The following is an 11,592-nucleotide window of genomic DNA, read 5'->3' on the forward strand; positions in this document are numbered from 1 at the left end:
ACACCGTGAACTCTCTGGACAAGGGGACGGCGCCGAAGGGACGGCCTGAGACCATCAAGGCCGTCCCGGTCCGCCACCCCGGACGCTGGGCGGGCGCCGTCGTCATCGCCCTGCTCGCGGCGATGCTGCTGAGCGCCCTCCTCACCAACCCCGCCTTCAAGTGGGACATCGTCGGGCAGTACCTGTTCCACGACAGCATCATGCACGGGCTGCTCGTGACGCTGGAGCTGACCGCCCTCTCCATGCTCATGGGTGTGGTCGGCGGCATCATCCTCGCGGTGATGCGGCTCTCCCCGAACCCGCTGCTGGCCGGCACCGCCTGGGTCTACATCTGGGTCTTCCGCGGCACCCCGGTCCTGGTGCAGCTGGTGTTCTGGAACTTCCTCGGCCTGATCTGGGCCAAGCTGTCGATCGGCGTCCCGTGGGGTCCGGAGTTCTGGTCCGGCGAGACCAACGTCCTGATCCCGACCTTCGTCGCCGCGCTGCTGGGCCTCGGCCTCAACGAGGCCGCCTACATGGCGGAGATCGTCCGCGGCGGCATCCAGTCGGTCGACGAGGGCCAGACCGAGGCCGCCCACGCGCTCGGGATGAGCCGGTTCCAGACCATGCGGCGGATCGTCCTGCCGCAGGCCATGCGGGTGATCATCCCGCCGACCGGCAACGAGACCATCTCGATGCTCAAGACCACCTCGCTGGTCTCCGTGATCTCCCTGGAGGAGATCTTCCGGGCCGGCCAGGTCATCTACTCCCGGAACTACCAGAACATCCCGCTGCTGATCGTGGTCAGCCTCTGGTACCTGTTCTTCACCTCGGTGCTGACCATCGGTCAGTACTACATCGAGCGCCACTACGCCCGAGGTTCCAACCGAACCCTCCCGCCCACCCCGCTGCAGCGACTGCGGGGCCTGTTCGCCGGGAAGCCCGCCCCGAAGACCACCGCCGACGTCGTCCCGGGGCTCGAGGGAGGTGGTCACGTATGACCGATCTGAGCAAGACCCCCACCGACTCCGCGCCCACCGGCGAGCCGATGGTCCGGGCCGAGAACGTGCACAAGTCCTACGGCCTGGTCGAGGTGCTCAAGGGCATCGACCTGGAGGTCAAGCAGGGCGAGGTGTTCTGCCTGATCGGCCCGTCCGGCTCCGGCAAGTCGACCTTCCTGCGGTGCATCAACCACCTGGAGAAGATCAACGGCGGCCGCCTCTGGGTGGACGGCGAACTGGTCGGCTACCGGCAGAAGGGCGACAAGCTCCACGAGCTCAAGGACCGCGAGGTCGCCCTCAAGCGGCGCGACATCGGCATGGTCTTCCAGCGCTTCAACCTGTTCCCGCACATGACCGCCATGGAGAACGTCATCGAGGCGCCGGTCCAGGTCAAGGGCGAGAGCCGGGCCGAGGCCCGGGAGCGCGCGATGGCCCTGCTGGAGCGGGTCGGTCTGGCCGACAAGGCGAAGAACTACCCCTCGCAGCTGTCCGGCGGCCAGCAGCAGCGCGTGGCGATCGCCCGCGCGCTGGCCATGAAGCCCAAGCTGATGCTCTTCGACGAGCCCACCTCGGCGCTCGACCCGGAGCTGGTCGGCGACGTCCTGGACGTCATGCGCGGCCTGGCCGAGGAGGGCATGACGATGGTGGTCGTGACCCACGAGATGGGCTTCGCCCGCGAGGTCGGCGACGCGCTGGTGTTCATGGACGGCGGTGTGGTGGTCGAGTCCGGCAACCCCCGCGAGGTGCTCACCAACCCCCAGCACGAGCGCACCAGGGCCTTCCTCTCCAAGGTGCTCTGAGCCCGTACGCCCGGCGCCCGGCAGACGACTTCCTGCCGGGCGCCGACGTTTTCCCCGGCCGGGTAATAGGCTGGAAGCGCCCAGCCCGTTACCGCAACGGTCCGGGCCCGTTACCGCAACCACTGGAAGGACCGCCGTGGAGCTCGCCTCGTACGCCGATCTCGCCGTTCGGCTGGTGAACACCGAGGAACCCGAGCGCGGCACCGACACGCTGACCTCGGTGGACGCCGTACGCGCCCTGTTCTCCGACTCCTCCCGCGCCGCCGCGCTGGCCGACGAGTCCGACGTGCCCCGGCTGCGGGCGGTGCGGACCAGGCTGCGCGGGGTGTTCGAGGCCGCCGCCGAGGGGGACGAGATCCGGTCCGTCGACCTGCTGAACAGCCTGCTGATGGAGTACCCCGTCAGCCCGCTGGTCTCCGGGCACGACTACCTGGACGACGCCGGCCGGCCGCGCTGGCACCTGCACCTGGCCGACAACTCGCCCACCGCCACGGCGCACTTCAGCGCCGTCGCCTGCATGGGCCTGGCCGTGCACCTCACCGAGCTGGGCGCCGACCGGCTCGGCATCTGCCAGGCCGCGCCGTGCCGCAACGCCTACCTGGACACCTCGACCAACCGCTCCCGCCGCTACTGCTCCGACCGCTGCGCGACCCGCGCCAACGTCGCCGCGTACCGGGCCCGCAAGCGCCAGGAGGCCGAGGCGGCGCACACCGCCGGGACGTAGCGGCGGCCTCAGGGCTCGTCGACGAAGACCCCGAACCGGCGGGCCAGGCCCGGCACCCGGGCCAGCCGGGGGCCGAGCAGCAGCCGCTCCAGTCCCCGGCCCGGCGCCAGCCAGGCCGGGCTCGGCCGCAGCCGCAGCAGCACCCGGCCGAGCACCAGCTCGTCCGGGACCGGGCCGTAGCTGCGGCTGTCGCTGTCCACCGGACGGTTGTCGGACAGCAGCCACCAGCCCTTCGGACGGCGCTCGGCGGCCCGCTTCACCACCAGCAGGTCCTGCTGGAACGGGTGCCGGAACAGCACCACCGCACCGGGCCGGATCGGCGCGCCGTAGCGGACCAGCAGCTGGTCGCCCTCGCGCAGGGTCGGGACCATCGACGGGCCCGAGACGTCCACCAGCCCGAACGGCACCGCGCCGCCCGGCCCGCCGCCCTGCGGCTCCGTGCTCCGCGTCATGGCTCCTCCTCCGGGGGACCGACCGCCCCCAGTCTGCCGTACGGACCGTCATCCGTTCGATGTCCGGACGACCCCGGTCACAGGTCCGTTCGATGTCCGGATTACCCCGGTTCCGGGTCCGTCTTTTGCCCTAGGCCCACCGCCCGGCCGCGAAACCCGGAGGCCGGAAGGGTAATCTCGGGCGCGGGAAGACGATCTAAGGAAGGACTCCCATGTTCTCTCGTCTGTTTGCACCGCGTGCCACTGCTCACGCCCACTGCGACCTGCCGTGCGGTGTCTACGACCCGGCCCAGGCCAAGCTGGAGGCCGAGTCGGTCAAGGCCACCCAGGAGAAGTACCAGGCCAACGAGGACCCGCACTTCCGCGCCCGCGCCATCATCATCAAGGAGCAGCGCGCCGAGGCCGTCAAGCACCACATCTCGGTGCTGTGGAGCGACTACTTCAAGGCCCCGCACTTCGAGAAGTACCCGCAGCTGCACCAGCTGATCAACGACACCCTGAAGGCCGCCTCGGCCGCCAAGGCGTCCACCGACCCGGCCACCGGCCAGGCCCTGCTGGACCTGATCGCCGAGGTCGACAAGATCTTCTGGGAGACCAAGCAGGCCTGAGCCTGACGCGTCGCCACCCGGCCGCCCCCGTCCGCACCGTCGGACGGGGGCGGTCGTGCGTTTCCCGGGCCGGTCCGGGTCTCCCAGGCCTGCCACCCCGGGAACGGATCCCGGTAAGGGTTGCCTGCCCTGAGTGGCTGTTATGCTGCCAGGGCGTCCGAGGGGGAAGTCCGGTGCGAATCCGGCGCTGACCCGCAACGGTGAGCACGGCCCGCGGTCCCGGGGCCGGGCCAGCCCGATCGCCCCCGGCCGCTGAACTCCCGACAACTCGCCGTGGACTGCGAGGGGAAGGCGCCCGGGCCCGCCCCCGACCGGCGCCCGCCCCGGCACACCCGCGGCCCGAGGCAAGGCGCGCCCGCACGTGAGTGACCCCGTTCGCCGAATACCGACCCTCCCGCTCGCCCTCGGCCTCGCCGCCGCCCTGCTGCTCTCGCTGGTCTGCGGAGTCGCGCTCGGCGCCTCCGGGATCGAACTCCCGGGCGTCCTGCGGCTGTTGGGCGCCGGGCTGACCGGCGGACGGCTGGACGCGAACGACGCGGCGGCGTACGCGATCGTCTGGGAGCTCCGGCTGCCGCGCACCCTGCTGGCCGCCGTGGTCGGCGGCGGGCTGGCCGCCACCGGGGTCGCCGTCCAGGCCCTGGTGCGCAACGCCCTCGCCGACCCCTTCGTGCTCGGCATCTCCTCCGGCGCCGCCGTCGGCGCCAACGCCGTCCTGCTGCTCGGCGCCTTCGCCTCGCTCGGGGTGTGGGCGATCTCGGTCTCCGCGTTCGGCTCCGCGCTGCTCGCCATGGCGCTGGTCTACCTCGCCGCCCGCACCGCGTACGGGCTCACCCCGCTGCGGCTGGTGCTCACCGGCACCGCGCTCTCCTACGGCTTCTCCGCCGTGACCACCCTGATGGTCTTCTCCGCCGACCACGCCGAGGCCGCCCGGGACGCCATGATGTGGCTGCTCGGCAGCCTCGGCGGCGCCACCTGGGGCTCGGTGCCGATCGCGGCCGGCACCGTACTGGCCGGACTGGCCTACCTGGCCTGCGCCGCCGGGCGGTTGGACGCGCTCGCGATGGGCGACGAGACCTCCGCCTCGCTCGGCGTCGACCCGGACCGGCTGCGCCGGGAACTGTTCGTGGTCACCGCCGCCGTCACCGGCACCGTGGTCGCCGTCAGCGGGGCGATCGGCTTCGTCGGACTGCTGATGCCGCACCTGGCCCGGATGCTGGTCGGCGCCGGGCACCGCCGGGTGCTGGTGATCGCGCCGCTCGCCGGCGCGCTGCTGCTGGTCTGGGTGGACATCGCCTCCCGCACCCTGCTGGCGCCCGCCGAACTGCCCGTCGGAGTGTTCACCGCGGTGCTCGGGGTGCCCGCCTTCCTGCTGATGATGCGCCGCCGCGGCCAGGCCTTCGGAGGCCGGCGATGACGGCGAAGACGGGCCCGACCCCTTCGACCGGCGCCGAGGACCTGCGCGTCGACGGCGTCTCGGTGGAACTGGCCGGCGCCCGGCTGGTCCACGAGGTGAGCCTGGCGGCCGCCGCCGGGCAGGTGGTCGGGCTGATCGGCCCGAACGGCAGCGGCAAGTCGACCCTGCTGCGCTGCGTCTACCGGGTGCTGCGCCCGGCCGGTGGGACCGTCCGGCTGGCCGGCGACGACCTGCACGCGCTCACCGCCCGCGACACCGCCCGCCGGGTGGCCGCGCTGACCCAGGAGCACCCCGCCGAGTTCGAGTTCACGGTGGCCGAGGTGGTCGCCATGGGCCGGCTGCCGCACCGGCGCGGATTCGCCGCCGGCCCGACCGCCGGGGACCGGGAACGCTGCGCCGCCGCGCTGCGCCGGGTCCGGGCCGACCACCTCGCCGAACGCGCCTTCCCCAGCCTGTCCGGCGGCGAGAAGCAGCGGGTGCTGATCGCCCGCGCCCTCGTCCAGGAACCGCGCCTGCTGGTGCTGGACGAGCCCACCAACCACCTTGACATCGCACACCAGTTGGAGGTGCTGGCGCTCGCCCGCGAGGCCGGGCCGACGGTGCTCACCGCCCTGCACGACCTCAACCTGGCGGCGGCCCACTGCGACCGGCTGTACGTGCTGGAAGCCGGCCGGATCGTCGCCGCCGGTGAGCCCCACGAGGTGCTCCGCCCCGAGCTGCTGGCCGAGGTGTTCGGCGTCCGGGCCACCCCCGTCCGCCACCCCGCGACCGGCGCCCTCCAGCTGCTGTTCGACCGTCTCGTCTGAACCCCCGCGAATCCCCGAGCCGACCCGCGAATCCCCGAGGAACTCGTATGCGCACCAAGACCGTTGCCACCACCGCCCTGCTCACCCTCGGGCTGACCGCCTGCGGCGCCGAGATCGCCCCCGGCCCGGGCGCCACCACCGCCTCCGCCCACTACCCGGTGACCGTGACGAACTGCGGCGAGCAGCTCACCTTCGCGCAGCAGCCCGCCCGGGTGGTGACCAACGACGTCAACATCACCGAACTGATGCTCTCCCTCGGCCTCGCCGACCGGATGGCCGGCTACGTGATGCCCGACGACAAGGGGAAGGTCGACAAGGTGGCCTGGAAGGACGGCTACCAGCAGACCGCCTGGCTGTCCAAGAAGGTGCTCACCAAGGAGATCGCCCTGGACGCCAAGGCCGACCTGGTGTTCGCCGGCTGGCACTACGGCTTCGACGAGGGCAGCGGGGTCACCCCGCAGGCGTTCAAGGCGCTCGGCGTGGACTCCTACGTGCTCAGCGAGTCCTGCCGCAGCGGCAAGGGCTCCGAGCGCGGGGTGATGGATCCGCTGGAGGCGCTCTACACCGACCTGGCCAACCTGGGCGCGATCTTCGACGTCAAGGACCGCGCCGACCGGCTGATCGCCGAGTCCAGGGCCACCATCGCCGCCGTGCCGCGGCCGGAGCGCCGCCCGTCCGTCTTCCTGTACGACAGCGGGCAGGACAAGCCGTACACCGCCGGGAAGTTCGCCGCCGCGAACGAGATCATCGCGAAGGCCGGCGGGGCCAACATCATGGGCGACCTCGCGGACACCTGGGTCACCGCCGGCTGGGAGAGCGTGGTCCAGCGCGACCCCGAGGTGATCGTGATCAACGACTACGGGACCCCGGGCGCCGAGGAGAAGCGGAAGTTCCTCAAGTCCTTCCCGCCGCTGGCGAACGTCGCCGCGATCAGGAACGACCGGATCTTCGTCATGGACTACGCCGACCTGGTCGAGAGCCCGCGCAACCCGGCCGCGATCAGCACCCTGGCCGAGTTCCTGCGGACCGTCCCGGCCCGCTGAACCGTCCACCGACCGGTCGGCCCTGGGCCCGGGCGGGGCCCGCGCAGTAGGCTCGCGGCATGATCCGCACCGCCGTAGTCACCGACGTCCCCGTCATCCTGGCCATGATCCGCGAACTCGCGGAGTACGAGAAGGCCCCCCAGGAGGCGGTGGCCACGGAGGAGCAGCTGCGCGAGGCCCTGTTCGGCGCCGCCCCGGCGCTGTTCGGCCTGATCGCGGAGGACCCGGCCACCGGCGAGCCGGTCGGCTTCGCGCTCTGGTTCCTCAACTTCTCGACCTGGCGCGGCACCCACGGGATCTACCTGGAGGACCTCTACGTCCGCCCGGAGGCCCGCGGCGGCGGCCACGGCAAGGCGCTCCTGCTGGAGCTGGCGCGGATCGCCGTCGAGCGCGGCTACGCCCGGGTCGAGTGGTCGGTGCTCGACTGGAACCAGCCCTCGATCGACTTCTACCGCTCGCTCGGCGCGGTGCCGATGGACGGATGGACGGTCTACCGGCTCACCGACGAGGCACTCACGGCCGCCGGGAAGCGTTGAACCCACGCACGGAGTACGGGCAAAGCCCCTGCCACCCTGCGTCGCAATGCCTTACCATGAGTAACTCCCGCACCGGGTGCGGAGGACGCCCCCTCGGGGGACCAAGCAAGCACAGCGCGTCACCCAGGAGGCAAGGGTGTCCCAGATCGACAGCGATCTCGGAGTTCAGGACTTCGTGGAGGTCCGGCTGCCCGCGGCGGGGGCCTACCTCTCCGTGCTGCGAACAGCGACGGCCGGGCTTGCCGCCCGGCTGGACTTCACCCTCGACGAGATCGAGGACCTGCGGATCGCGGTGGACGAGGCCTGCGCCATCCTGCTCCAGCAGGCGGTGCCCGGCTCCGTCCTGTCCTGCGAGTTCCGGCTGGTCGGCGACTCGCTCAAGGTGACCGTCTCCGCTCCCACCACGGACGGCAAGGCGCCCGAACGCGACACCTTCGCGTGGACGGTGCTCTCCGCGCTGGCCGGCGAGGTGGACTCCTCGGTCGCCGAGGACAACACCGTGACGATCAGCCTGCACAAGAAGCGCGGCGGGTCCGCCGCCCACTGACCGGGCACCGAGCAGCACCCTGCAAGGGCCGTCCGCCGCACCCCGCCCGGGGCCGGCGGGCGGCTCCCGGTACCGCCCCACCGGCGGTACGACCAACGAGACGATGCCGGGGCCGACGGCCCCGGTGCTCCCGGAACGGAACGGGGGAATGGCCGTGAGTGATCTGGACCGTACCGGCCTCGCGACGGCGGGACCTGCCGTACCGACCCAGGCGAGCGTTTCCGGCCTCGCCGCCAACGACGAAGCGCACCCGAAGGACGCCCACCGGATGAGCCACCCGACCGAGCCGACGTCTGAGCCGACGCCTGCCTCCCCTCCCCCGGCGGAACCGGCGGAGGAGGGCGCGGACCTGCACGGCGCCGTGCCCGCCCAGGGCTCGCACCGCACCGGCGCGCCGGACCGGGAGGCCGCCCGCGCGCTGTTCGTCCGGCTGGCCGCGCTGCCCGAGGGCTCCCCGGAGCGCGTGGAGCTGCGCAACCAGCTGGTCCGGATGCACATCCCGCTGGTCGAGCACCTGGCCCGGCGGTTCCGCAACCGGGGCGAGCCGCTGGACGACCTGACCCAGGTCGCCACCATCGGACTGATCAAGTCGGTGGACCGCTTCGACCACGAGCGCGGGGTCGAGTTCTCCACCTACGCGACGCCGACCATCGTCGGCGAGATCAAGCGGCACTTCCGCGACAAGGGGTGGGCGGTACGCGTCCCGCGCCGCCTCCAGGAGCTGCGGCTGTCGCTCACCACGGCGACCAGCGAGCTCTCCCAGCGGCACGGCCGCTCCCCCACGGTGCACGAACTGGCCGAGCACCTGGGCATCTCCGAGGAGGACGTGCTGGAGGGCCTGGAGTCCGCCAACGCGTACTCCACGCTGTCCCTGGACGTCCCGGACAGCGACGACGAGTCGCCGGCCGTGGCGGACACCCTGGGCGCCACCGACGAGGCGCTGGAGGGCGTCGAGTACCGCGAGTCGCTCAAGCCGCTGCTGGCCCAACTGCCGCCCCGGGAACAGAAGATCCTGGTGCTGCGGTTCTTCCGGAACATGACCCAGTCGCAGATCGCCGCCGAGGTGGGGATCTCCCAGATGCACGTGTCCCGACTGCTGGCGCGGACCTTGGCCCAGCTGCGGGAGAAGCTCCTCGTGGAGGAGTAGCAGGCGCAGGACGAACGGACGGCCGCCGCAGCGGGTGCTGCGGCGGCCGTCCGTTCGCGTTCGGGGCACTGCGGTGCGAGTACGGGGCGGTGCGGGTGCGCGGGGGGGCGGTGCGGGCGCTCAGCCCTCCTGCTGCTGCGCGTACAGGGCCGCCGTCGACCTCGGGTTCAGCAGCGCGCCGATGCCCACCAGGCCGAGCAGCCCGACCAGCACACCGACCGCGATCATCGCGCCGCCGCTCTGGATCATGTAGTAAGCGACCGGCAGGCAGATCGAGTTGGTCAGCACGGCGGGGCTGCGGCCCCAGCGGCGCTCCTTGAGCAGCGCCCGGGCGGCCAGTATCGGCAGCACCCCGAGCAGCACGATGACCAGGCCGCCGAACTCGTTCAGGGCCAGCTGCTTGGCCTGGCCGGACAGCGCGGAGACCATGTCCGAGACGCCGACGACGGCGAGCGCCGCGCCCTCCAGGGCGGTGATGGCGGCGCCCAGGGTGAGCGGGACCGGACGGGCGGGTGCGGGTGCGGAGGATTCTGCGGTCACTCCAGCAGGGTAGCCGCCGGTCGGTCCGTACCGCCCCGTAGGCTTTCCCCATGCGCGCTCTCCTGGTCGTGAACCACAAGGCCACCACCACCAGTGGCCGGACCAGGGACGTACTGATCCACGCGCTGCGCAGCGACCTCAAGCTGGACGTCGCCGAGACCCAGTACCGGGGGCACGCGCACGACCTGGCCCGGGACGCCGCCCAGGACGGCACGGTCGACCTGGTGGTGGCGCTGGGCGGGGACGGCACCGTCAACGAGGTGGTGAACGGGCTGCTGGCGCACGGCCCGGGCGAGAAGGTCCCGCGACTGGCCGTGGTGCCGGGCGGTTCGACCAATGTCTTCGCCCGCGCGCTGGGCCTGCCCAACGACCCGGTGGAGGCCACCGGCGCCCTGCTGAACGCGCTGGAGCGCGGGCACGAGCGGCCGATCGGACTGGGCAAGGCGATGACCGAGGGGCTGCCGGACCGCTGGTTCACCTTCACCGCCGGCCTCGGCTTCGACGCCGGCGTGGTGGGCCGGGTCGAGGAGCAGCGCAGGGCCGGGCGCAAGTCCACCCACGCCCTGTACGTCGGGCAGGCCCTCCGGCACTACTTCACCCAGCGTGAGCAGCGCCGCTCGGGCCCGGTGGCCTTGGAAATCCCGGGCCACGAGGCCGTTCCGGGCCTGGCGCTGACGATAGTCAGCAACACCTCGCCGTGGACGTTCCTCGGCAACCGACCGGTCTACCCCTCGCCCCTCGCCTCCTTCGACACGGATCTGGACGTCTTCGGCATCACCCGGATGACGGCGTTCGGTACGGCTCGAACGATCCGTCAGATCCTGCGGTCGTACGCGCCTTCGAGTGACGGCGCCCCGGTGGCCGGACCGTCCGGAAAGCACGTCGTCTCCTATCACGACGTCAGACACTTCACCTTGGTTTCCCAGGAACCCGTGCCGTTCCAGGTCGACGGGGACCATCTTGGAGACCGGAGTCGCGTCAGTTTCACAGGCGTTCGGCGGGCACTGCGTGTGATTGTGTGACCGGAAGGGGGGTTCGCCCTTCTTCTCGAACGCACAAGCCCCCTTCACTCCATGGAAGTACTGGCTGTGAGCTAGGCGACACCGAAGAATCAAAAATTCCTCCCCGAAGGGGGTTGTATCCGAGCCCGAGGTTTGCGAACCTCTACATGGCGATCGGGACACATCGCAGCGACGGCACCTCCGGAACCACAGGAGCGCCGACCGCGGAGTGCCCCTCGAATCGCCGAATCCCCTCCCAGCACAGACCACCCGGGCCCGGTGGGCCTTTGGTCTCTTTTGCTGTTGTGGGATTCGTGAAAGCGTTCACATTCACAAGCCATTCGATTATGCCGATCGGGCCACCCCCCGCGGCAGGAGGAGTTGGACGACCATGGACTGGCGCCACCGCGCTGTCTGCCGCGAAGAGGACCCGGAGCTGTTCTTCCCGATCGGGAACACCGGTCCTGCTCTGCTGCAGATCGAGGAAGCCAAGGCCGTGTGCCGCCGCTGTCCGGTGATGGAGCAGTGCCTCCAGTGGGCCCTCGAGACCGGCCAGGACGCCGGCGTCTGGGGCGGCATGAGCGAGGACGAGCGTCGCGCGATGAAGCGCCGTGCCGCCCGCAACCGCGCCCGCACCGCCTGATCAGCAGCATCCGGTCACACGCCGTAGCACCAGCAGTAACCGTAGTACCGATCAACAACCGATCAACACATGATCAAAGGCTTCCCTGCTCCTCCTGGTGAAGCCTTCCGCACCAAGGGCCTTGCCTCGCGAGGTCCCGCGACACCGAACCGTCCAGCCACTTGATACTGTTCACTTAGAGCAATATCGTGGAGCTGAGGCGCTCACCGTGTGCAACGCACATGCGAGGTGCCGCACCACCCAGAGCCCCCGTTCCGGCCGACTCCCCCCGACGGCCGGAACGGGTTGAGAGGCCCTGTCGACCCACCCCCCCCGGTCGACAGGGCCTCGTTTCTGTTTCCGCGCGCCTCC

The 11,592-nt window shown here is 71.4% G+C and carries 14 protein-coding genes and 1 riboswitch; of the genes, 12 read left to right on the top strand and 2 right to left on the bottom strand.

Going from position 1 to position 11,592, the window contains the following annotated elements; genetic code table 11:
* Positions 1-5 precede the first annotated feature (5 nt).
* The 3 genes from ACIQWA_RS12150 to ACIQWA_RS12160 all read left to right on the top strand — a co-directional run bounded on the left by ACIQWA_RS12150 (position 6) and on the right by ACIQWA_RS12160 (position 2,504).
* On the top strand, positions 6-980 hold the full coding sequence (locus tag ACIQWA_RS12150) for an amino acid ABC transporter permease (RefSeq protein WP_360233473.1): 975 nt from the start codon (positions 6-8) through the stop codon (positions 978-980).
* Positions 977-1,780 carry an amino acid ABC transporter ATP-binding protein gene (locus tag ACIQWA_RS12155; protein WP_402481278.1) on the top strand — a complete coding sequence of 268 codons (804 nt, stop codon included), beginning with the start codon at positions 977-979 and terminating at the stop codon, positions 1,778-1,780. The genes ACIQWA_RS12150 and ACIQWA_RS12155 overlap by 4 nt, the downstream gene beginning before the upstream one ends.
* 136 nt (positions 1,781-1,916) lie before the next feature.
* Positions 1,917-2,504 carry a CGNR zinc finger domain-containing protein gene (locus ACIQWA_RS12160; protein WP_402481281.1) on the top strand — a complete coding sequence of 196 codons (588 nt, stop codon included), beginning with the start codon at positions 1,917-1,919 and terminating at the stop codon, positions 2,502-2,504.
* Between the two features lie 8 nt (positions 2,505-2,512).
* Here the strand turns inward: ACIQWA_RS12160 and sodX are convergent, their stop codons facing one another.
* On the bottom strand, positions 2,513-2,956 hold the full coding sequence (sodX, locus tag ACIQWA_RS12165) for a nickel-type superoxide dismutase maturation protease (protein ID WP_402481284.1): 444 nt from the start codon (positions 2,954-2,956) through the stop codon (positions 2,513-2,515).
* Positions 2,957-3,168: 212 nt separating this feature from the next.
* On the opposite strand from sodX, the gene sodN reads away from it, so the two are divergent.
* The 7 genes from sodN to ACIQWA_RS12200 all read left to right on the top strand — a co-directional run bounded on the left by sodN (position 3,169) and on the right by ACIQWA_RS12200 (position 9,057).
* Positions 3,169-3,564 (top strand): superoxide dismutase, Ni, encoded by a 396-nt coding sequence (gene sodN, locus ACIQWA_RS12170; protein ID WP_045699892.1) that lies wholly within the window; start codon positions 3,169-3,171, stop codon positions 3,562-3,564.
* Positions 3,565-3,684: 120 nt separating this feature from the next.
* A riboswitch (cobalamin riboswitch) is annotated at positions 3,685-3,830 on the top strand.
* A 95-nt stretch (positions 3,831-3,925) separates the two neighbouring features.
* Positions 3,926-4,978 carry a FecCD family ABC transporter permease gene (locus ACIQWA_RS12175; protein WP_402481287.1) on the top strand — a complete coding sequence of 351 codons (1,053 nt, stop codon included), beginning with the start codon at positions 3,926-3,928 and terminating at the stop codon, positions 4,976-4,978.
* Positions 4,975-5,784 (top strand): ABC transporter ATP-binding protein, encoded by an 810-nt coding sequence (locus tag ACIQWA_RS12180; protein WP_402481290.1) that lies wholly within the window; start codon positions 4,975-4,977, stop codon positions 5,782-5,784. Before ACIQWA_RS12175 ends, ACIQWA_RS12180 begins: the two co-directional genes overlap by 4 nt.
* Before the next feature lie 47 nt (positions 5,785-5,831).
* Positions 5,832-6,827: an ABC transporter substrate-binding protein gene (locus ACIQWA_RS12185; protein WP_402481293.1), complete on the top strand. Its 996-nt coding sequence runs from the start codon at positions 5,832-5,834 to the stop codon at positions 6,825-6,827.
* A gap of 59 nt (positions 6,828-6,886) precedes the next feature.
* Positions 6,887-7,363, top strand: a complete 477-nt coding sequence (locus tag ACIQWA_RS12190) for a GNAT family N-acetyltransferase (protein WP_360233455.1) — start codon at positions 6,887-6,889, stop codon at positions 7,361-7,363.
* A gap of 136 nt (positions 7,364-7,499) precedes the next feature.
* The gene (locus ACIQWA_RS12195) at positions 7,500-7,910 is read left to right on the top strand and encodes an anti-sigma regulatory factor (protein ID WP_360233452.1); all 411 of its coding nucleotides are present in this window, start codon (positions 7,500-7,502) and stop codon (positions 7,908-7,910) included.
* Positions 7,911-8,064: 154 nt separating this feature from the next.
* Positions 8,065-9,057 carry an RNA polymerase sigma factor SigF gene (locus ACIQWA_RS12200; RefSeq protein ID WP_360233449.1) on the top strand — a complete coding sequence of 331 codons (993 nt, stop codon included), beginning with the start codon at positions 8,065-8,067 and terminating at the stop codon, positions 9,055-9,057.
* 120 nt (positions 9,058-9,177) lie between these two features.
* Here the strand turns inward: ACIQWA_RS12200 and ACIQWA_RS12205 are convergent, their stop codons facing one another.
* The gene (locus tag ACIQWA_RS12205) at positions 9,178-9,597 is read right to left on the bottom strand and encodes a hypothetical protein (protein ID WP_360233446.1); all 420 of its coding nucleotides are present in this window, start codon (positions 9,595-9,597) and stop codon (positions 9,178-9,180) included.
* A gap of 50 nt (positions 9,598-9,647) precedes the next feature.
* On the opposite strand from ACIQWA_RS12205, the gene ACIQWA_RS12210 reads away from it, so the two are divergent.
* Positions 9,648-10,619 carry a diacylglycerol kinase family protein gene (locus tag ACIQWA_RS12210; protein WP_360233443.1) on the top strand — a complete coding sequence of 324 codons (972 nt, stop codon included), beginning with the start codon at positions 9,648-9,650 and terminating at the stop codon, positions 10,617-10,619.
* Positions 10,620-10,989: 370 nt separating this feature from the next.
* Complete coding sequence (locus ACIQWA_RS12215) at positions 10,990-11,241, top strand: WhiB family transcriptional regulator (RefSeq protein WP_014138019.1); 252 nt, start codon at positions 10,990-10,992, stop codon at positions 11,239-11,241.
* Positions 11,242-11,592 lie beyond the last annotated feature (351 nt).

It is taken from the genome of Kitasatospora sp. NPDC098652 (assembly GCF_044760155.1).
Taxonomy (GTDB): domain Bacteria; phylum Actinomycetota; class Actinomycetes; order Streptomycetales; family Streptomycetaceae; genus Kitasatospora.